Origin of the sequence: Pseudomonas sp. BGI-2 (assembly GCF_004310295.1) — a bacterium.
In the GTDB taxonomy this organism is placed as follows: Bacteria; Pseudomonadota; Gammaproteobacteria; order Pseudomonadales; family Pseudomonadaceae; genus Aquipseudomonas.
The window spans coordinates 67,616-86,203 of record NZ_SISB01000014.1 but is presented as its reverse complement, the minus strand read 5'-3'; the positions used below and the strand labels follow the sequence as shown (position 1 = coordinate 86,203).

20 protein-coding genes are annotated in these 18,588 nt (G+C 58.2%); 2 read left to right on the top strand and 18 right to left on the bottom strand.

Translation table 11 applies throughout. From position 1 onward, the window contains the following. Positions 1-164: 164 nt before the first annotated feature. From EYC95_RS11975 to EYC95_RS11940, 8 genes are all read right to left on the bottom strand, one after another. Positions 165-1,028, bottom strand: coding sequence for a transporter substrate-binding domain-containing protein (locus EYC95_RS11975; protein ID WP_131060539.1), 864 nt, complete (start codon positions 1,026-1,028; stop codon positions 165-167). Next, positions 1,025-1,807 (bottom strand): amino acid ABC transporter ATP-binding protein, encoded by a 783-nt coding sequence (locus EYC95_RS11970; RefSeq protein ID WP_131060538.1) that lies wholly within the window; start codon positions 1,805-1,807, stop codon positions 1,025-1,027. Before EYC95_RS11970 ends, EYC95_RS11975 begins: the two co-directional genes overlap by 4 nt. Further along, positions 1,804-2,463: an amino acid ABC transporter permease gene (locus tag EYC95_RS11965; protein WP_131060537.1), complete on the bottom strand. Its 660-nt coding sequence runs from the start codon at positions 2,461-2,463 to the stop codon at positions 1,804-1,806. The genes EYC95_RS11970 and EYC95_RS11965 overlap by 4 nt, the downstream gene beginning before the upstream one ends. Beyond that, on the bottom strand, positions 2,444-3,109 hold the full coding sequence (locus EYC95_RS11960; RefSeq protein ID WP_131060536.1) for an amino acid ABC transporter permease: 666 nt from the start codon (positions 3,107-3,109) through the stop codon (positions 2,444-2,446). Before EYC95_RS11960 ends, EYC95_RS11965 begins: the two co-directional genes overlap by 20 nt. A gap of 571 nt (positions 3,110-3,680) precedes the next feature. Continuing rightward, positions 3,681-4,463 carry a MetQ/NlpA family ABC transporter substrate-binding protein gene (locus tag EYC95_RS11955; protein ID WP_027922262.1) on the bottom strand — a complete coding sequence of 261 codons (783 nt, stop codon included), beginning with the start codon at positions 4,461-4,463 and terminating at the stop codon, positions 3,681-3,683. A gap of 302 nt (positions 4,464-4,765) precedes the next feature. Next, positions 4,766-5,695, bottom strand: coding sequence for a sigma 54-interacting transcriptional regulator (locus EYC95_RS11950; protein ID WP_131060535.1), 930 nt, complete (start codon positions 5,693-5,695; stop codon positions 4,766-4,768). 54 nt (positions 5,696-5,749) lie between these two features. Then, positions 5,750-6,331: an alpha/beta hydrolase gene (locus tag EYC95_RS11945; RefSeq protein ID WP_131060534.1), complete on the bottom strand. Its 582-nt coding sequence runs from the start codon at positions 6,329-6,331 to the stop codon at positions 5,750-5,752. A 349-nt stretch (positions 6,332-6,680) separates the two neighbouring features. Beyond that, entirely contained in the window at positions 6,681-7,754 is a 1,074-nt protein-coding gene (locus tag EYC95_RS11940) for a fatty acid desaturase (protein WP_131060533.1), read from the bottom strand. Positions 7,755-7,854: 100 nt separating this feature from the next. Between EYC95_RS11940 and EYC95_RS11935 the strand changes: the two genes are divergently transcribed. Continuing rightward, positions 7,855-8,859, top strand: a complete 1,005-nt coding sequence (locus tag EYC95_RS11935) for an AraC family transcriptional regulator (RefSeq protein ID WP_131060532.1) — start codon at positions 7,855-7,857, stop codon at positions 8,857-8,859. Between the two features lie 80 nt (positions 8,860-8,939). Here the strand turns inward: EYC95_RS11935 and EYC95_RS11930 are convergent, their stop codons facing one another. The 4 genes from EYC95_RS11930 to EYC95_RS11915 all read right to left on the bottom strand — a co-directional run bounded on the left by EYC95_RS11930 (position 8,940) and on the right by EYC95_RS11915 (position 11,647). Continuing rightward, a complete protein-coding gene (locus tag EYC95_RS11930) occupies positions 8,940-10,172 on the bottom strand; it encodes a type II toxin-antitoxin system HipA family toxin (protein WP_131060531.1) in 1,233 nt (410 codons plus the stop codon). Continuing rightward, positions 10,165-10,413 (bottom strand): helix-turn-helix domain-containing protein, encoded by a 249-nt coding sequence (locus EYC95_RS11925; RefSeq protein ID WP_131060530.1) that lies wholly within the window; start codon positions 10,411-10,413, stop codon positions 10,165-10,167. Before EYC95_RS11925 ends, EYC95_RS11930 begins: the two co-directional genes overlap by 8 nt. A 111-nt stretch (positions 10,414-10,524) precedes the next feature. Next, positions 10,525-10,890 (bottom strand): response regulator, encoded by a 366-nt coding sequence (locus EYC95_RS11920; protein ID WP_131060529.1) that lies wholly within the window; start codon positions 10,888-10,890, stop codon positions 10,525-10,527. 70 nt (positions 10,891-10,960) lie between these two features. Continuing rightward, on the bottom strand, positions 10,961-11,647 hold the full coding sequence (locus EYC95_RS11915; protein ID WP_131060528.1) for a Crp/Fnr family transcriptional regulator: 687 nt from the start codon (positions 11,645-11,647) through the stop codon (positions 10,961-10,963). Positions 11,648-11,731: 84 nt separating this feature from the next. Here EYC95_RS11915 and EYC95_RS11910 point away from each other — a divergent pair, with 84 nt between their 5' ends. After that, entirely contained in the window at positions 11,732-12,250 is a 519-nt protein-coding gene (locus EYC95_RS11910; RefSeq protein WP_131060527.1) for a DUF962 domain-containing protein, read from the top strand. 93 nt (positions 12,251-12,343) lie between these two features. Here EYC95_RS11910 and EYC95_RS11905 read toward each other — a convergent pair whose 3' ends face one another. The 6 genes from EYC95_RS11905 to dibA form a co-directional block, all read right to left on the bottom strand. Next, a complete protein-coding gene (locus tag EYC95_RS11905) occupies positions 12,344-13,333 on the bottom strand; it encodes a sulfate/molybdate ABC transporter ATP-binding protein (RefSeq protein ID WP_131060526.1) in 990 nt (329 codons plus the stop codon). 3 nt (positions 13,334-13,336) lie between these two features. After that, entirely contained in the window at positions 13,337-14,206 is an 870-nt protein-coding gene (cysW, locus tag EYC95_RS11900; RefSeq protein ID WP_131060525.1) for a sulfate ABC transporter permease subunit CysW, read from the bottom strand. Positions 14,207-14,218: 12 nt separating this feature from the next. Beyond that, the gene (gene cysT, locus EYC95_RS11895) at positions 14,219-15,037 is read right to left on the bottom strand and encodes a sulfate ABC transporter permease subunit CysT (RefSeq protein ID WP_131060524.1); all 819 of its coding nucleotides are present in this window, start codon (positions 15,035-15,037) and stop codon (positions 14,219-14,221) included. 69 nt (positions 15,038-15,106) lie between these two features. Then, entirely contained in the window at positions 15,107-16,120 is a 1,014-nt protein-coding gene (locus EYC95_RS11890) for a sulfate ABC transporter substrate-binding protein (protein WP_131060523.1), read from the bottom strand. 69 nt (positions 16,121-16,189) lie between these two features. After that, on the bottom strand, positions 16,190-16,372 hold the full coding sequence (gene oscA / locus EYC95_RS11885; protein WP_007945260.1) for a sulfur starvation response protein OscA: 183 nt from the start codon (positions 16,370-16,372) through the stop codon (positions 16,190-16,192). Between the two features lie 199 nt (positions 16,373-16,571). Beyond that, complete coding sequence (dibA, locus tag EYC95_RS11880) at positions 16,572-18,491, bottom strand: phosphodiesterase DibA (protein WP_131060522.1); 1,920 nt, start codon at positions 18,489-18,491, stop codon at positions 16,572-16,574. Positions 18,492-18,588: the final 97 nt, after the last annotated feature.

Below are 18,588 nucleotides of genomic sequence, written 5' to 3'. Positions count from 1 at the left end.
GTAGGAGCAAGCCTGCTCGCGAAGGCGTCCGAAAGATCACTGCAAAGGTTGAAGACTACTAATCGTTCCCACGCTCCGCGTGGGAATGCAGCCCGTGACGCTCCGCGTCACTGGACGCGGAGCGTCCCTTAGAGGCATTCCCACGCGGAGCGTGGGAACGATCATCACCCCTGCCACTTCCCACCCTCGACAATCACGCTCTCAGGCTTGGTGTCATCGCTCAGCTCTTTACGCACATATTGGTCGTAAAGCTTTAGCAAATACTTCTCCTCACCCAGTTTCGCCAACTCGGCATTCACCCAGTCACGCAGTTCGATATTGCCCTTCTTCACCGCCGGCGCAATCGGTGCTTCTGCGCCCAGCGTCTGGGTCAGCACGCGGTAGCCAGGGTTCTGCTTGGCCCAGCTGAACAGCACCAGATTGTCCTGTGCATAAGCATCGCCGCGCCCATTGGCCAGCGCTTGCAGAGACTCGGAGTTTTTCTCGAACTTCAGCAGTTTCCAGTCCGGGTGATTCTTGGTCAGCCAGATATCGGCCGTGGTGCCCGTGGTCACGATGGTGGTGCGAGTCGCCAGGTCATCGAGGTTTTTCACCGTGCTGGCTTGGGGAACCAGTGCCTGCACCGCGACCTTGAGGTTCGGGTTGGTGAATTCCACCGCTTCCTTGCGCTCCGGGGTAACGGTCATGTTGGCCAGGATCAGGTCGACCTTGTCGCTTTGCAGGAATGGAATCCGACTGGCAGGTTCTACCGCGACGAACTCGACTTTGTTCTCGTCACCCAGCAGGTCCTTGGCGAATTGACGGCCGATGTCGGTATCGAAACCCACATAACGCCCGGCCTCATTGACGAAGCCAAACGGCGGTTTGTCGGTGAAGACGCCGACGATCAGCTTGTCCCGTGCCTTGATTTTTTCCAGATAGCTGGCGGTGGTCGCAGGCTTGGCGGGTTCTTCGGCTTTGTTGCAACCGGCCAGCAACGCGAGGCCGAGCAGCGGGAGTAGCAGCAGTGAAGTCTTGGCAGTTTTCATAGCGGTTCCAGTTCCTTTGTTTGAGTCGTTTTGGGTAAAGCGGCGACGTAGGAGAACTTCTCCAGGAACTGCTGCGCTCGTGCGGTTTGCGGGTTCGTAAAGAAAATCTCGGGTGGGTTTTGTTCGAGGATTCGCCCGGCATCCATGAACACAATTCGGTCCGCCACGGCACGGGCAAAGGCCATTTCGTGGGTGACGATCAACAGGGTCATGCCCTCGCGGGCCAGGCCCTGAATGACTTCCAGCACTTCCTTGACCATTTCCGGATCGAGGGCGGCGGTGACTTCGTCGAAGAGCATGACTTTGGGGTTCATGCACAGCGAACGGACGATGGCGATGCGTTGCTGCTGGCCACCGGAGAGCTGACGCGGATAAGCGTCGCGCTTGTCCAGCAAGCCAACGCGCGCCAACAAGGCTTCGGCCTGATCCCGGGCTTCGCGGCGGTCGCGTTTCTGCACTTTGACCGGGCCGAGCAGCAGGTTGTTGAGCACGCTCATGTGCGGGAACAGGTGATAACTCTGGAACACCATGCCGATCAGCTGCCGCACTTCGCGCCAGTCGGTGCCCTTGTCCAGCAGCTCGCGCCCGGCGAAATTCAGGCTGCCGCTGTGGGCGACTTCCAGTCCGTTGAGGCAGCGCAGCAAGGTGCTTTTGCCACAGCCGCTGGGGCCGAGGATGACAATCACTTCGCCTGACTTCACGTGCAAGTCGATACCGTCCAGCACTTGCTGCTCGCCGAAAAACTTGTTGAAACCCTTGAACTCGATCAATGCGCTCATGCTTGCGTCCAGCGCCGCTCCAGCACGCGCGAGGCGGCCGACAGCGGATAGCAGATGAAAAAGAAAAACAGGAACAGCGCACCGTAGATCAGCACTGATTCATAGGTGCGTTCGATGATTTGCTGGCCGACCTTGATCACGTCCACCACGCCGATCAGCACCGCGAGGGAGCTGGTCTTGATGATTCGCGTGTAGACGTTGATGGTCGGCGGCGTCATGCGTTTCAGCGCCTGGGGCAGCAGCACGTAGCCGTAGAGTTGCGGGCCGTCCAAACCAATCGACAACCCCGCTTCACGCTGCCCGCGCGGCAACGAATGCAACGCGCCACGCACCACTTCGCCAACTTCGCTGGCGCCCCACAGCGACAGCACCAGCACTGCGCACCAGAAGCTCGGAATGCTCAGGCCAAAAAAAATCGGCAAGCCAAAAAACAGCAGGTACAGCCACACCAGCACCGGGATAGCCCGAAACAATTCCAGGTAGATCCGCAGGATCACGTTCAGCCATTTCACGTTCAGCGTGCGCAAAACGCCGTACAGAACGCCGCCAACGGTGCTGATGGCGATGCTCAAGAATGAAATCGACAAGGTTTGCGCCGCGCCCTTGCCCAGTTGCGGCAAAGACACCCAGAGCAATTCAAGACCCGAACTGGCCATGCTGGAGCCTCCTTTCCAGACGGCTGAGCAGCAGCGACAGCGGCAAGAACAGCAGCACGCAAATCAGCGTCAGCACGGCGAGCATTTCGTAGGTTTTGTAGTAGAGCGCGATGTAGCTTTTGGTGGTGTAGAGAATCTCCGGCACCGCCACCGCCGAGACCACGGTGGTCTCCTTGAGCAGGAAAATGAAATTGGCAAACAGCGACGGCAGGCTGAGAATCCCGGCTTGCGGCAGGATCACGTAGCGCAGCAATTGCCCGTGGGACAAGCCGATGGAGCGGCCGGATTCGAGTTGCGCCTGTGGCACCGCATCCACGCCAGCGCGCAGCACTTCGGTCAGGTAAGCACCGCCGAGAAAGGTCATGGTGACGATCGCCGCGGCAAAACCCGAGACCTTGATGCCCAATGCCGGCAAGGCGAAGTACACGAAGAACAGCTGAATGAGCAGCGGCGTATTGCGCGCCAACTCGACGTAGAGGCCGACCAGCCGCTGCAGGTAGGGCGTGCGAAACACCAGGATCGTTGCGTTGATCAGGGCCACCAGCAACGATGTGCCGATGGCGATCAAGCCGACCTGCAGCGTCACGCCCACGGCTTTGAGAAACGCCGGCAGGGTGCTGAGGATAAAAGCGTAATCGAAGTTCATTGACCATCCTGGACGTCGCGGGGGTAAGCGACGGTGGTGCAGTCCATGGGCAGTGGTAACCACCCGGCAGGAACCGACTCTAAAGGTATAAAAAGAAGAATTTAAATACCGTTAAAGCATATTGATATCACGCAAAAAACTATCCGCCGGATTTGCCCAGGCGAAGGAAGACGACTATTTTCCTTCCAGCTGTCGGAGGGATCCTTTTTTCAAAAAGCCCCTCCAAGGACGCACAGCTTTTGGTCAGACTCCCTGGCCGAACTATCACAAGGAAGAGAAAATGGCTGACGTGAAAGTGCCACAGCGGTTGGATCCGCAAGAAATCGTGAAATTGTTGGTGGCGTTGCGCAGGGCGCTGGAGGCCAGGGTGGCCTGACCCGGTTCTTGGGGCTGATCACCCCCCTGTGGGAGCGGGCTGCTCGCGAAGGCGGCGTGTCAGCAACATCAATGTCGACTGACACTCCCTCTTCGCGAGCAAGCCCGCTCCCACATGGAATGTGCAGGCACAAAAAAACGCCGACGCTATTCCAGCCGTCGGCGCTCGAAACCTTGAAGGGGTTTATCTCGCGAATCAGAACGCCGGCAGTACCGCGCCGCTGTACTTCTTCTCGATGAATGCTTTCACTTCCGGGCTGGTCAAGGCTTTGGCCAGTTTCTGGATGGCAACGCTGTCCTTGTTGTCCGGACGAGCCACCAGGAAGTTCACGTAAGGCGAATCGGCACCTTCGATCACCAGCGCGTCTTTAGCCGGGTTCAGGCCTGCTTCCAGCGCGTAGTTGGTGTTGATCATGTCCAGGTCGACCTGGTCCAGAACACGCGGCAGCATGGCCGATTCCAGTTCCTTGAACTTGAAGTTGTGCGGGTTCTTGGCGATGTCTTTCGGGGTAGCCAGGGCGTTTTTCGGGTCTTTCAGCTCGATCAGGCCAGCCTTCTGCAGCAGGATCAGGGCACGGCCGCTGTTGCTGCCTTCGTTCGGGATTGCAATGGTTGCGCCGTCTTTCAGCTCAGCCAGGGTTTTGACTTTCTTCGAGTAGCCGCCGAACGGTTCGACGTGTACACCGATCACGGTCACCAGGTTAGTGCCTTTACCTTCGTTGAAGCTTTTCAGGTACGGCAGGGTCTGGAAGTAGTTGGCGTCCAGACGCTTCTGATCGACCTGTACGTTCGGCTGGACGTAGTCGGTGAAGACTTTGATTTCCAGGTCCACGCCTTCTTTGGCGAGGGTTGGCTTGATCAGTTCAAGAATCTCGGCGTGTGGAATCGGGGTCGCCGCAACCACCAGTTTCTCGCCAGCCTGGGCCAGGCCCGCAGTCAGGGCAGCCGCCAGTGCGGTGAACAACAGAACCTTTTTCATGCAGTGTCCTTATCGAAAATCACGGTCGTCATCGACGACGGCTATTAGTACGTGTGCCAGCGAAGTGCTATCGCTGGTGTGAAGCGGACAATACCGGGATTTTTTATTCCCGAATAATATCTTTTATTCACTTTGATATTCCATTTTGTTCATACAGCTCTAGCTTGCGTGCTTTACCTGTAGGAGCGAAGCTTGCTCGCGAAAGCGTCTTCCCTGACACACCGCATCGCCTGGTTCGCGAGCAAGCTTCGCTCCTACACGGAACGCGTTTTTTCCGATAGATCGCGTCGTCTGCTTCGCTCCTACAGAAGCCCTGTCTGCTTGAGCAGTTGTTTCAAGGCTACTTTCTCGGCGGCGGAACCGCTTCCGATAATCTGCCGAAGTTGCTGTTCGATCTGCACCAACGACACAGGCACTTCAGGCAGATTCAAATGCTCCGGCAAAATCTCGTCACCGGTGCTGACCAGCAGCGCGAAGTGGATGACGTTTTCCAGCTCCCGGGTGTTGCCCGGCCAACTGTGCCGCTCCAGCACAAGTTGCGCAGCCTCGCTGATCAGCGGCACCGGCAGGTCGAGGCGCTGGCTGTAGATGCCGAGGAAATATTCGGACAGCGAAAGAATATCGCCGACCCGCTCGCGCAACGCGGGCAGTTCGAGCTGGCCTTCGCTGAGGTAGTGATAAAGCCGTTCATGGAATTTTCCAGCCGCCACCGCTTGTGCCAGATCGATGCTGGTGGCGGCGACGAGACGCACATCCACCGGGCTAGGCTGAGGCGCGCCAACGCGGGTGACTTCGTGGTTTTCGAGGGCGGCGAGCAATTTGATCTGGATCGGCAGCGGCAAGTCGCCGATCTCATCCAGGTAGAGCGTTCCACCGTTGGCCGAACCGAACCAGCCCGCGCGGCTGCTGGCCGCGCCGCTGTAACTGCCGGCGGCATAACCGAACAGTTCGGCGTCGGCATAGGTCGGGCTGATGGCACCGCAATTGACCGAGACGAATAACCCGCCGCGATCACTCGCGCGATGAATGTGCCGCGCGAGTAATTCCTTGCCGCTGCCGGTCTCGCCACGGATCAACACCGAGATCGAGCGCGGCGCCAGTTGCTCCAGCTCCTGGCGCAATTGCCGGGAGCGTGGATCGACAAACACCAGCGCCTTGGCGCGAATGCTGAGGGGGCTTTTTTCTGCGTCGGGGAAGGTCAGCAGTGGCTGACCGAAAGCTTCAAAACTCATGGCAGACTCCCGCCCAAAACCGCCGGGAGACGGGGGGCGTTTTTACAAAAAGGTTTAAGCGCGTCGCAGGGCGTGGTGTTCCATTCGGTTTTGCAGGCGATAGAGATAAGCAAAACCCTGCTCCCAGCGTTGATGACCGGACTTCACATTGATGTGACCGGCACCCGACAAAATCCCCGCCTCGGCGCCCCAGTTGCGTGCCAGTTCCAACGCACGCGGTGTGCTCACGGCGCTGTCGTTGTCGGAGCTGACGACTTGGCTCGCAAAGGGCAAAAGGGTTGTTGGAATCGGTGCGAAGTTGCGCAGGGCCGGTGCGCAGGCCGGGCGCTCGACGTCCGCAGGGGCGACCAGCAAGGCGCCGCGGACCTGACGCAAAAACTGCACGGGCGCAGTGGCAGCCCAATGCGCGACAGTGATGCAACCCAGGCTATGGGCGATCAGGATCACTGGCGTGCTGTCGGCGGCAATCGCCTCGGCCAGTGCCGCCACCCAGTCTTCACGACGCGGCGTCAACCAGTCGGCCTGCTCCACCCGCGCGCTGTTCGGCAGGCTGTTCTGCCAATGGCTTTGCCAATGATCTTCTGGCGATCCTTGCCAGCCCGGCACAATCAGGTAGCGAATTGATTCGTTGCGCATGGGGGAACTCTCCTGCTGCGTGTCTGTTCCTGAGCAAGTATAGGGAGGAGAGTTATATCCGCTAAGGAATAAGAAGCTATTTGTTAAGACCTATAAAGCATATGCCGCAATTTGGTACAGACAAAAAAAGGGACCGCACCCTGCCAAGGAGACGGCCCCGGAAACTCAAAATCTGCTAGCGCTGATCAACATCATTGGATCGATGATTAGCTGAAACGGTTATCTAATAAAGGAATATTTAATTACTTTATTAGGCCGAAATTGCATATGGCAATCACTCCTTGCTGCACAGCTTAGCGTCCCTTTGGGTCAAATTGATGACCAGCGTTTGAGTGTCCGAGCGCATCGATCAAGCCTGAGCGGCACGAACCTCCTGCGCCTCTGTTGTTTCTTTGCGCACAAACCGGTTCGCCCGCCAAAACGTCCCGAAATCATTGAACCGCACTCCCATCTCGCGCATGACCTTATGCGCCACCGGCACGGTCATCTGACGGATGTAAAACGGTTCCTTCACCACAAAATGATGGATGCCGTGGCTGCTGCCAAAGTTGAAGCAGAACGCCTGCAACGGCCACATCCACCACGGATTCAGCACCTGGGTCTGCTGGATCACGTTGCCCGGCTCAATATCACCGTAGTAGTGCATGTTCGAGCTGACGAAATGCAGGCAAAAGGTACGCAACACGTTCGGCCCGATGATCACGACCGCCGCGATATCGATGACATGCATCACCGACAACGTGGTCGCCGACCATTCGATCGGCGTGCCCAGCAGGTGAGCGATGCCCTTAGTCGCATGGAAGCCCAGGAACAGGTACCAAGCGCCCCAATGAACCAGCGCCAGTGGCGCGTAGACCTTCAGCGCGCGCTTGATGATGCTGATCTTGTGAGCCCAGGTCTTGGCCCGCAGCATACGGATGAACGCCGACATTACGTTGTCGCCGACCATCAACAGCCGCGCGAACCCCCACGGCTCGCCGTTGGTGATGGCGCGCTCTTCCATGTCGGATTCTGTGCCGGAGACTTTGTGGTGATTGAGGTGCAGATGCCGGCGAATCCACGGATTGATCGTGCTCGGCCGCGCCAGCCACACCATGCCCATCATCAGGTTGTGCGGCACGCGCTGTTTGCGAAAGTACATGCTATGAATCAGGTCGTGTTCCAGCTCATGGGTCAACGAGGCGAAAAACGCATTGAGCAACAAACACGCCCACCACGCCATGTGCCCAGTCATGTAGAGCGTCGCCGAGCCGATCATCCCAACTAGAGCGAAGGCCAGAATGCCCGCGCCCAAGGCGTCCTGATGGTTGAGAATCGGATAGCGCTGACGCAATTCAACACCCTTGGCCAGCACCACTTCACGAATATGCGCTGATCGTTGAGCTGCATTCAGTTGCTGGGGACTTGCAGAAGTACCGTGCATGCTTCCATCCTCTGGTTATTGATGTTCGCATCCTGCCTTGTGAACCCTCGCAAAGCGGTAGCCGTGAACGCCAACCTGTTGACCGGAAGCGCCAATCAGCATGACTGAACCGACCTCCCTCGCCAGCTGGACCCGCGCCCTGCGTAAGCAACTCGATGCGCTGGGCCTCGACAGCACCGCCCTGTGCCAACAGGCGGGGCTCGACCCGCAATTGATGGACGACCCGAACGCCCGTTACCCGTTGTCGGGCACCACGCGCCTGTGGGAAATCGCCGTGCAGGTCAGCGGCGATCCGGCGATTGGCCTGCGGGTGTCGCGCTTTGTCAGCCCGACCACTTTTCATGCCCTCGGTTATGCACTGGTTGCCAGCGGCAGTCTGCGCGAAGTGTTCGAGCGCATCGTGCGTTATCACCAGGTGGTCAGCGATGCGCTGGAACTGGAGCTGACCCGCGCCGAGGATCGCTACCGTTTCCGCCTGAAAATTCCCCTAGGCAACCCCGCACCAGCGCTGGAGGCCATCGACGCGTTCGCAGCGATCTACGTGCGCACCTGCCGCAATCGCCTGGGCCGCGATTACGCACCGCTGGCGGTGTACTTGCGCCGGCCGGAACCTGCCGACCCGCATCAATGGCACAAAGTCTTTCGTTCACCGGTGTATTTCGCCGCCGACGAAGACCGACTGGAATTTGCGCTCGTGGACTTCGACAGTCACTTGGACGACGCCAACCCGGAACTGGCCGAACACAACGAAGCAGTGCTTAAGCGCACCCTGGCGCAACTCAAACCGCTGACCTGGGAGCGCAAGGTCCGCGATGCCATTGAAGAACAACTGCCCGAAGGTGAACCCAGCGCCGAGCACATCGCCAAGGCCCTGCACCTGAGCTTGCGCAGCCTGCAACGGCATCTGGCGGACGAAGGCTATCGATTCGACACGCTGCTCAATGAAAGCCGCGAAAACCTGGCGCTGCTGCACCTGCGCGACCCGCAATGCTCGTTGAGCGAAATCAGTTATTTGCTGGGGTTCGCCGATACGAGCAGCTTCAGCCGCGCATTCAAACGCTGGACCGGGATGACGCCGGGGCAGTTTCGGGATGGGTTGCGGTGACAGAATCCGGAAGGTGGGCTGGATATACCGGCCTCATCGTCGGAACACCGCCCGGAGCCGGCTCGCTCCCACAGTTGATCTCAGCTTTTGACCAGACTTCGTGCAACACCTGATGTCCACTGCTCCATCATCGCGTCGCCAACCTCGGCAAAACCGTTGTTGACCCGAATGTAGTGAGCCATCTCACCCATCGCCACATCCATCCCATGAGCAACCTGTTGCAGCAGCTCATTGCAGCGCCCTTCCGTCAGGTTGCAGGCCGACCGACCAAACCGCATCAGCATTTTGTACTTGGGCCATGCTTTTGATCCGCCTAACAGCAATGCCATGCTGTCAGACTTGATGTAGACCGACGTCGTAACGATGTCGTAGGCCGGAGCAAGGCTGATCTGCGCATCGTTGGCGCAATGTTCATACAGCACGCCAAAGTTCTTGAGGTGAGCGTCGCCATTTTTCACACCGGACGAGAGCGCGACGATCTTGAAAAAAGATTCAAGTGCCTGGTTGAGCAATGGCGGGGAGATGAATTCTTTGATTTGCTTCGCGGCACCTTCATACGAGCCATCGTATTTGGCCTTCGACGGCCAGGCATTGAGGACACAGAAATCCTCGAATCCCAAATAACCGTTGTCATTCAGATCAAAGCGTTCGACGACCAGAAATTTGCCGTGCTCGCTGAGTTCAAATGTCGGCACTTCAAGTCCGCAATGCAACGCGGCACGCATGCAGAAATATTCGTTGGCTGCGAGTTCAGGGTATTCCTCTGGACGAAAGGATTTGACCAGATGGGTCGCGCCTCGATGGGTCAGCCGGTCGACCGTTGTCGCACTGTCCCGGACAAGCACTTTCGGCTGCACACCCGAAACACCCGAATACTGGCCATACGTGTGTAACAGATCATCGAACAAACCTTGCGCACCGTCATGCACCAGAAGATCCGCGAGGCTGGTTTCAGGGGGCCGTTCACTCGCATCTGGCGCGTTCGCAATAGCCACTCGCCCAAGCTGATACGGGCCGACGATCGCCAGCATCGCGAAATCATCAAACCCGCGGACCGCTTTGCTGAAACGACGAACCAATGCATCGCGCAGAGCGCCCTCTGGCAGGTTCATTTCGAAAATGGGCGGCACACCTTGCTCCCACGTGTAACTCTCAAGACGAGTCGGCATGGTCAGCGAGACTGCGTTTTCCTCCTGCGCGTTTTCGGCGTAGGTAAAAACCGAATCGCCGCGAGACTGACCACGACCGAGAGTGCCGACTGCCGTTTCAGAAACACTGATGTGCAGCCTGTCCTTTTCCTGCTGCTCACTCATGGAAGTTAACCTTCTTCAGAGAGTCCAGAGTTGGACGCTTCGACTGACGAGGTACGGCGGTTAGCTCGTACCCAAAACCGTTCAGGATCGCCTCAACCTTGCGCAGACCGATTTCCGAGATGGTGTTGTTCTCGATACCTGAAATCGTGGAACGGCTCATGCCGTACTGTTCTGCCAGTGCCTGCTGAGAAAGCTTTCGCTCTTTGCGTAAAGACCGGATGAGTCGGCCTAGGTTTTCCATTACTTAACCTGCATCGTATACCGTGCAATTTTCCACAAAATATGGATATGCATTGTATTTAGTGCAGATTTGAGAAGATGTCCAGCTCATTTTTTAACCAGTCTCGAAACACTACCGCCCTCGATCCCGCCGCAACAACTTGCGCACCCGCGCCACCAGCTCGCTCACGGTAAACGGCTTGAGTAAGTAGTCATCGTCATGCAGCTCCAACCCGCGCAGACGATCTTCGATGCCATCCTTTGTCGTCAGGAACAGCACCGGCGTATCGCCGAGCTTGCGGATCTGTTGCTGCAACTGCCAGCCGTTGAGCCCCGGCAGCATCACGTCGAGGATGATCAGTTCGTATTCGCCGGACTCGATAAAGCGACGGCCGTCCATTCCGTTGAGCGCCACGTCGACCGAATAACTCGCCTCGTTCAGGCCGTTGGCCAGGAGTTTGGCGGTCTCCGGTTCGTCTTCTACTAACAGCACACCCATGGCACACCTCAATTGTCGTCATCACAGGCTAGGCGCGTTCGCGGACAAAGCCCATCAATAACGCTGAGTTTTAGAAAATCGCCAGTGCCCGCAAGCGCTCGGCATCGACAATCTCGATCTCGCCGTACTTCAAATTCAGAATGCCCTGCCCCTGCAAGTCCTTGAGGATCTGGTTGGTGGTCTGGCGCGACAGCGACAACATCGACGCCAATTGTTCCTGGGGCAATTGCAGCACCCGGCGCGGCGGATCGTATTCGCCGTAACCCTTGGCAATCATCAGCAGGCGATGAGCCAAGCGTGCCGGGGCAGGCATCAGGCTCAGCTGTTCGAGGCTGATGAAGGTCAGGCGCAGTTTGTGGCTCATCAGCAGCGCCAGTTGCCGCCAGTACACCGGTTGTTCATCGAGCAACGCCAGCAGCGCAGCCTGCGGGATGTGCAACAGGGTGCACTGGCCCACACCGAACGCATCGTGGGTGCGTGGCTGGCCGTCGAACAGACAGATTTCGCCGAACCAATGGGGCGATTCCACGAGGCTCAGCAACGCTTCCTTGCCCTGCTCGCTGACCGCACCGATGCGCACCGAGCCTTCGAGCACCGCGTACAACCCGCACGGCGGATCACCGCGTTTGAACAACAGCTGCCCCGTCGATAACCGCCGCACCCGGGCCGCAGCCAGCAGACTATCCTGTAGAGGAACAGGTAAATGACTGAACCACTGCCCCGACTCCAGGCGCGCACGCCAAACCTGCATGTCCATCAAAACTCCTGGAGATTGTCGCCTGCCTGACAGAGCGAAAAGTGAACCCGAGGCATGATCAATCACCCTACAGGAGGAATAACAATGAAAAGCCTCGTTGACCATCTCAGTCAATACGCCGCTTATCACCGTGACCCGCGCAATATTGCCAGCCACTTTATCGGTATTCCGCTGATTGTGGTGGCCGTGGCGGTGTTGCTGTCGAGGCCGCAATGGGCCGGGGGCTGGGTTTCGCCGGCAGTGCTGGTGGCATTGGCGTCGGCGTGGTTTTACCTGCGCCTGGAGGTGCGGCTCGGCGTTCTGATGACCTTGTTGCTGGCGTTGTGCGTTTGGGCGGGTCAGGTTCTCGCGCAGCAAAGTACGCTGGTGTGGCTGGCGAGCGGGATCGGGATGTTTGTGGTGGGGTGGGCGATTCAGTTTGTCGGTCATCATTACGAAGGGCGCAAACCGGCGTTTGTCGACGATGTGACGGGGTTGATTGTCGGGCCGTTGTTTGTGGTGGTTGAGTTGGCGTTTTTGCTGGGGTTGCGGCGGGATTTGAAAGAGCAGATCGAGGCGCGGGTTGGAGGAGTGCGGATCAATCCGAATCGCGCTGCGGCATAAGACGCCTTCGCGGGCAAGCCTCGCTCCTACAGGGGATCGATGTACGCCATAGATTCCCTGTAGGAGCGAAGCTTGCTCGCGAAGCTTTTGATCTTAGATGTTGGCGAGTTTCTGCCATACCTTGGGTTTGAAGAACAATGTCTCGCCCTTCGCCAGGCCGATCAGGCTGTCGTGATCCTTCACCACTTCAGCTTCGATCAACTCGCTCTGGCCTTCGACCTTCAGCGTTACTCGAGTCGTCGCGCCCAACGGACGAATATCCCGCACTTCTGCTGCGTGATGGTCTTCCAGTTCATGCCGCGACAGCGACACTTCGTGCGGACGGAACAGGACGTGGTTGTCTTCACCCAAATGCAGACGGTTCGAATCCCCGAGGAAGTGATAAACGAAATCGCTGGCCGGGTTTTCGTAGACATCACCCGGTGAACCGATCTGCTCGATCACGCCTTTGTTCATCACCACAATGCGGTCGGCGACTTCCATGGCCTCTTCCTGATCGTGGGTCACGAATACCGAAGTCAGGTTGATGTCTTCGTGCAACCGCGCCAACCAGCGACGCAGTTCCTTACGGACCTTGGCGTCGAGGGCACCGAACGGCTCGTCGAGCAGCAGGACTTTCGGCTCAACCGCCAGGGCACGAGCCAGCGCGATACGCTGACGCTGGCCGCCGGAGAGTTGCTCCGGGTAGCGATCCGACAGCCAATCGAGTTGCACCATGTTCAGCAGTTCATGAACCTTCACCGCAATCTGGCTTTCGCTAGGGCGCTGGTTTTTCGGTTTCATGCGCAGGCCGAACGCGACGTTGTCGAACACGGTCATGTGGCGGAACAGCGCGTAGTGCTGGAACACGAAACCGACGTTGCGATCACGCACGTCATGGCCGGAAACGTCTTCCCCGTGGAACACGATGTTGCCCTTATCCGGCGTTTCCAGGCCGGCGATGATCCGAAGCAGCGTGGTTTTACCGCAACCCGACGGGCCAAGCAACGCCACGAGCTCGCCGCTTTGAATGTCCAGGCTGATGTTGTCCAGCGCCTTGAACGCATTGAAATTCTTGCTGACGTTACGCACTTCGATCGACATGAATTATTCCTCCGCGGCGCTGGCGCGCAGGCGGTTAATACGGTTTTCGCTCCACTGCTTAAGCAGCAGGATGAAGAGCGCCATGATCAGCAACAGGCTCGCTACCGCGAACGCGGCCACGTGGTTGTATTCGTTGTAGAGGATCTCGACGTGCAGCGGCAAGGTGTTGGTCACCCCGCGAATGTGCCCGGAAACCACCGACACCGCACCGAATTCACCCATCGCCCGCGCAGTACACAACACCACGCCGTAGATCAGGCCCCATTTGATATTGGGAACGGTGACGTGCCAGAACATCTGCCAGCCATTGGCCCCGAGCAAGCGCGCGGCCTCTTCCTCCTGGGTGCCTTGTTCCTGCATCAGCGGGATCAACTCACGCGCCACGAACGGTACGGTGACGAAGATCGTCGCCAATACGATACCCGGCAAGGCGAAGACGATCTGGATGTCGTGATCCTGCAGCCACGGCCCGAACAGGCCCTGCGCGCCGAACATCAGCACGTAGACCAGACCGGCGATCACCGGCGAGACCGAGAACGGCAGGTCGATCAGCGTCACCAGAATGCTTTTACCGCGGAACGAGTACTTGCTCACGCACCACGCGGCGCTGACGCCGAACACGAGGTTCAGCGGGACCGAAATCAACACGGCGATGACCGTGAGTTTCAGCGCCGACAGCGCGTCGGGTTCAAGGATCGCGGTGAAGAACGAACCCAGACCATTTTTCAAACCCTGGGACACCACGATCACTAGCGGCAGCAACAGGAAAAGGGCAAACACCAGCCAGCCAAGACCGATCAGGATTCGCCGTGAATTGGCACTGCCACGGCGGGCAGCGTTCGAGGAAGCAGCAGCAATAGATGATTGGGACATTTCTGCGCCTCCTTATGGGGTTTCAATACGGCGTTGCAGCAAATTGATCAGCAGCAACAGGACGAAGGAAACCACCAGCATCAGTACACCAATGGACGTGGCGCCGGTGTAATCGTACTGGTCGAGCTTGACCATGATCAGCAGCGGCAGAATTTCTGTTTTCATCGGCATGTTGCCAGCGATGAAAATCACCGAACCGTACTCGCCGACCCCGCGGGCAAAGGCCAACGCGAAACCGGTCAACCACGCAGGCAGCAGCGCGGGCACCAGAATATGGCGGAAAACCTGCAAGGGCTTGGCACCCAGGCACGCCGCCGCTTCTTCGACTTCACGGGGAATATCGGCCAATACTGGCTGTACCGTACGTACTACGAATGGAAGCGTTACGAAAGTCAGCGCCAGCGTGATACCGAGGGGGGTATACGCGATCTTGAAACCCAGGTCCGCAGCAAACTGACCCACCCAACCATTCGGCGCGTACAGCGCAGTCAGCGCGATACCGGCCACGGCAGTAGGCAAAGCGAAGGGCAAATCGATCATTGCGTCGATGATCTTGCGACCAGGGAAGCTATAGCGCACCAGCACCCAGGCCAGCAGCGTGCCGATGATGCCGTTGATGATCGCGGCATAGAGCGCGGTGCCGAAGCTCAGCTTCAACGCTGCCAGCACCCGCGGCGCCGAGATAATCGCCCAGAACTGATCCCAGGTGAGTTGAGCGGCATGCACGAACATCGCCGCCAGGGGAATGAGTACAATCAGGCTGAGGTACACCAAGGTGTAGCCCAGCGTCAGCCCGAAGCCGGGTATGACGGGGGAGATACGACGCGACATAAAAGTCCTTGGTTGAGAACGCGCAAAGCCCCGAATGTAAATCCGGGGCTCGTTGATGGCTATTTAAAACTATTGCGCCTGGTAGATCTGGTCGAACACGCCTCCATCGTTGAAGAATTTCGGCTGAGCGGATTTCCAGCCGCCGAAGTCCTTGTCGATGGTCACCAGGTCCAGCGTCGGGAACTGCTTGCTGTATTTGGCGGCCACATCCTTGTCACGTGGACGATAGAAGTTTTTCGCGGCAATTTCCTGGCCGGCCGGGCTGTACAGATGCTTGAGGTACGCTTCGGCGATCTGCTCGTTGCCCTTCTTCTCGGCGTTTTTGTCGACCACAGCCACTGGTGGCTCTGCGAGAATTGACAGCGAAGGCACGACGATTTCGAACTTGTCAGCACCGCCGTCTTCTTTCAGCGCCAGGAACGCTTCGTTTTCCCAGGCCAGCAACACGTCGCCCTGACCGTTGTTGACGAAGGTGATGGTCGAACCGCGAGCGCCGGTGTCCAGAACCGGAACGTGTTTGAACAGGGTCTGCACGTATTCCTTGGCCTTGGCTTCATCACCGCCGTTGGCTTTGAGGCCGTAGGCCCAGGCCGCGAGGAAGTTCCAGCGCGCACCGCCGGAGGTTTTAGGGTTCGGAGTGATCACCGACACGTCATTCTTGACCAGATCGCCCCAGTCCTTGATGCCTTTAGGGTTGCCCTTGCGCACCAGGAACACGATGGTCGAGGTGTAAGGCGTGCTCGCCTCGGGAAGACGCTTCTGCCAGTCGGCTGGCAGGGTCTTGCCGAGTTTGGCGATTTCGTCGATGTCACCGGCCAGGGCCAGGGTCACCACGTCGGCCCGCAGACCGTCGATCACGGCACGGCCTTGTTTGCCCGAACCACCGTGGGATTGCTGGATTTTCACGTTGTCGCCAGCGTGGTCTTTTTTCCAGAAGTTAACGAACTCGGCGTTGTAATCCTGATACAGCTCGCGAGTCGGGTCATACGACACGTTGAGCAGCTCGTAATCCTTGGCAACCGCGGAACCAGCAAAAAGGGCACTGGCCAGGGCGGCCAAAGCGAAATGACGAATCGACGACATGGTGAAAGCTCCTGGAATTCTTGGTGTGTTGGCTTTTTTTATGGTGTGCTGGAATCGGGTTGCCGGCTTTTAGCTCGGTTTGTTGCTCGGGTTCTGCAAACGGAATTTCTCTTTGCGTTCGATCTGGACCACCTGGGCGTTGTGCACGGTGATTTCCACGGCGCCAAAACGCAGGTCGCGCAATGCGCTCTGGATCTCACGCAAGATGGTGGCTTCGTCTTGACCGTCAACGCTACGTAGGGATGCGCTCATGGTGCTGCTCCTTCAACTGAGAGGTTGCCTGGCAGTGGCGGCACTGCTTGCGGCGTGAGAGCAATAGTAGAGACGTGCGGATATTCTTAAAAAGACTATTTAAGAATGTTTATATAACCAGAAAACCGATCGTTCCCGCGCTCTGCGTGGGAATGCATCCGGTGACGCTCTGCGTCACGGTTTTTATGGAGACGCAGGCTTAGCGGATTTCCGGCGTGTACGCCCACCCCAGCAGCTCGGCCGGAACCGGTCGCCCAAACCAGTAGCCCTGCCCCAGATCACAGTCCTGTTCGAGCAGGAAACGCGCCTGCTCGACCTGCTCGATACCTTCGGCATGCACTTGCATCCCCATGCTTTGCGCCAGCGCGATAATCACTCGTACGATCGCCGCGTCATCCTCGTCCCACGGCAAGCCTGCGACAAAACCCTGATCGATCTTGAGCTTCTGCACCGGTAAACGCTTGAGTCGCAGCAGCGACGAATAACCGGTGCCGAAATCATCGATGGCCAGCCGTACACCCAGCTCACGCAGGCGATGCATCTGCTCCAACGCCACTTCAGGGTCTTCCATCACCGCGCTTTCAGTGACTTCCAGCTCCAGATACGCCGGATCCAGGCCGGTTTCGTGCAGCACCTGAGCCACCTGCTGATACAGCTCACGGCGGGCAAACAACCGCGACGAAACATTCACCGCGACGAATGACAACGCCACGCCGGCGGCTTGCCACTGACACATCTGCTGGCAGGCATGGCGCATGACCCAGGCATCGATCTCGGCAATCAGCCCGGTGCGTTCGGCGATGGGAATGAACTCTGCCGGCGACACCAACCCGCGCTGCGGATGCTGCCAACGCACCAGCGCCTCGACGCCGATCAAGCGGCTGGTCTTGAGGTCATGCACGGGCTGGTAATGAACCCGCAACTCCTGCTTTTCCAGAGCGCGGCGCAGTTCGAACCCGATCTCTACCCGTTGCTGGGCATGCGCAGTCAATTCTTCGGTGTACAGGGCGTAGCCGTCGCGGCCGGCGCTCTTCGCCTTGAACAGTGCCGAATCGGCGTTGCGCAACAATTGCTCGGCGCTCAAGGCATCGCTGGGAAACAGGCTGATGCCGATACTGGCGTTGATAAAAAGCCGATGCCCTTCGATATGCAGCGGCTCGCGCAGGCCATCGATGATCCGCTGAGCCAGCGCCCCGGCGTGCACCAGTTGCGGACAGCTCTCAGCGAGCACCGCAAATTCGTCACCGCCCAGACGCGCCAACGTGATACCCGGGCCGAACATGGCGTTCAATCGCTCGGCCACGGCTTTGAGCAATTGATCGCCGATCGTGTGCCCGAGGCCGTCGTTGATCATCTTGAAGTGATCCAGATCGACCAGCAGCAACGCGCAGCCGCGTTTGTGGAGTTGCGCCGACGCCAGTGCCTGCTCGGCGCGGTCAGTGAAGAGCAGCCTGTTTGGCAACGTGGTCAGCGGATCGTGGTGGGCCAGGTGCTTGAGCTCATGCTCCGAGTTCTTGATCGCACTGATGTCGGAAAACACTGCGACGTATTGGCTGACCTGCCTCTCGTCGTCGCGAATGATCCGGATGGTCTGCCACTGCGGGTAGATCTCGCCGCTTTTACGCCGGTTCCAGATTTCCCCACTCCACTCGCCGGTATTGTCCAGCGTGGCGAACATCGTCTGATAGAACGCCGGCGGATGATGCCCGGACTTGAACAGGTTCGGCCGCTGCCCCAGCACTTCCTCGCGCTGGTAGCCGGTAATTTCCATAAAGGCCCGGTTCACATGAACGATCAGCCCTTCGCTGTCAGTGACCAGCACGCCTTCACGGGTGCAATCGAACACCGCGGCCGCCTGACGCAAACGCTCCCGGTCTTCACTGCGCTCGCGCAACTTGGCGCCGATCCCCAGACACCGGAACAATCGCGCTCGGGCGATGAAAATCAGCCCGGCACTAAACGCGACCCAGACGTAACCGTTGATCAGTTGCCATCGCAGTAACTCAGGAGAGTTATCGAAGAAACTGTTCAATAAGTAGCCGCTAAACTGCAGCCACACTGCGGAAAGCAACAGGTAAAGCAGCGCTGCGCGCAAGGCATCGCGATAGGTGGCAGACATTCGGCCGTCCATGTCCCTACAAAATGGTTGGGATTATAGGTTAAAGAAACATCCGGCCACTCTTATCTGAAAGGGCGACTGGTTTTATCTGTGGGCT

Excerpts from the sequence above, each read along its gene's own strand:
- EYC95_RS11960 (WP_131060536.1), bottom strand. The coding sequence starts at position 3,109 with ATGAACTTCGATTACGCTTTTATCCTCAGCACCCTGCCGGCGTTTCTC.
- EYC95_RS11920 (WP_131060529.1), bottom strand. The coding sequence starts at position 10,890 with ATGGGTGTGCTGTTAGTAGAAGACGAACCGGAGACCGCCAAACTCCTG.
- cysT (WP_131060524.1), bottom strand. The coding sequence starts at position 15,037 with ATGTCGCGTCGTATCTCCCCCGTCATACCCGGCTTCGGGCTGACGCTG.
- EYC95_RS11905 (WP_131060526.1), bottom strand. The coding sequence starts at position 13,333 with ATGTCGATCGAAGTGCGTAACGTCAGCAAGAATTTCAATGCGTTCAAG.
- EYC95_RS11935 (WP_131060532.1), top strand. The coding sequence starts at position 7,855 with ATGACTGAACCGACCTCCCTCGCCAGCTGGACCCGCGCCCTGCGTAAG.
- EYC95_RS11910 (WP_131060527.1), top strand. The coding sequence starts at position 11,732 with ATGAAAAGCCTCGTTGACCATCTCAGTCAATACGCCGCTTATCACCGT.
- EYC95_RS11975 (WP_131060539.1), bottom strand. The coding sequence starts at position 1,028 with ATGAAAACTGCCAAGACTTCACTGCTGCTACTCCCGCTGCTCGGCCTC.
- EYC95_RS11940 (WP_131060533.1), bottom strand. The coding sequence starts at position 7,754 with ATGCACGGTACTTCTGCAAGTCCCCAGCAACTGAATGCAGCTCAACGA.
- EYC95_RS11925 (WP_131060530.1), bottom strand. The coding sequence starts at position 10,413 with ATGGAAAACCTAGGCCGACTCATCCGGTCTTTACGCAAAGAGCGAAAG.
- EYC95_RS11890 (WP_131060523.1), bottom strand. The coding sequence starts at position 16,120 with ATGTCGTCGATTCGTCATTTCGCTTTGGCCGCCCTGGCCAGTGCCCTT.
- EYC95_RS11945 (WP_131060534.1), bottom strand. The coding sequence starts at position 6,331 with ATGCGCAACGAATCAATTCGCTACCTGATTGTGCCGGGCTGGCAAGGA.
- dibA (WP_131060522.1), bottom strand. The coding sequence starts at position 18,491 with ATGTCTGCCACCTATCGCGATGCCTTGCGCGCAGCGCTGCTTTACCTG.
- oscA (WP_007945260.1), bottom strand. The coding sequence starts at position 16,372 with ATGAGCGCATCCCTACGTAGCGTTGACGGTCAAGACGAAGCCACCATC.
- EYC95_RS11955 (WP_027922262.1), bottom strand. The coding sequence starts at position 4,463 with ATGAAAAAGGTTCTGTTGTTCACCGCACTGGCGGCTGCCCTGACTGCG.
- EYC95_RS11970 (WP_131060538.1), bottom strand. The coding sequence starts at position 1,807 with ATGAGCGCATTGATCGAGTTCAAGGGTTTCAACAAGTTTTTCGGCGAG.
- cysW (WP_131060525.1), bottom strand. The coding sequence starts at position 14,206 with ATGTCCCAATCATCTATTGCTGCTGCTTCCTCGAACGCTGCCCGCCGT.
- EYC95_RS11965 (WP_131060537.1), bottom strand. The coding sequence starts at position 2,463 with ATGGCCAGTTCGGGTCTTGAATTGCTCTGGGTGTCTTTGCCGCAACTG.
- EYC95_RS11915 (WP_131060528.1), bottom strand. The coding sequence starts at position 11,647 with ATGGACATGCAGGTTTGGCGTGCGCGCCTGGAGTCGGGGCAGTGGTTC.
- EYC95_RS11930 (WP_131060531.1), bottom strand. The coding sequence starts at position 10,172 with ATGAGTGAGCAGCAGGAAAAGGACAGGCTGCACATCAGTGTTTCTGAA.
- EYC95_RS11950 (WP_131060535.1), bottom strand. The coding sequence starts at position 5,695 with ATGAGTTTTGAAGCTTTCGGTCAGCCACTGCTGACCTTCCCCGACGCA.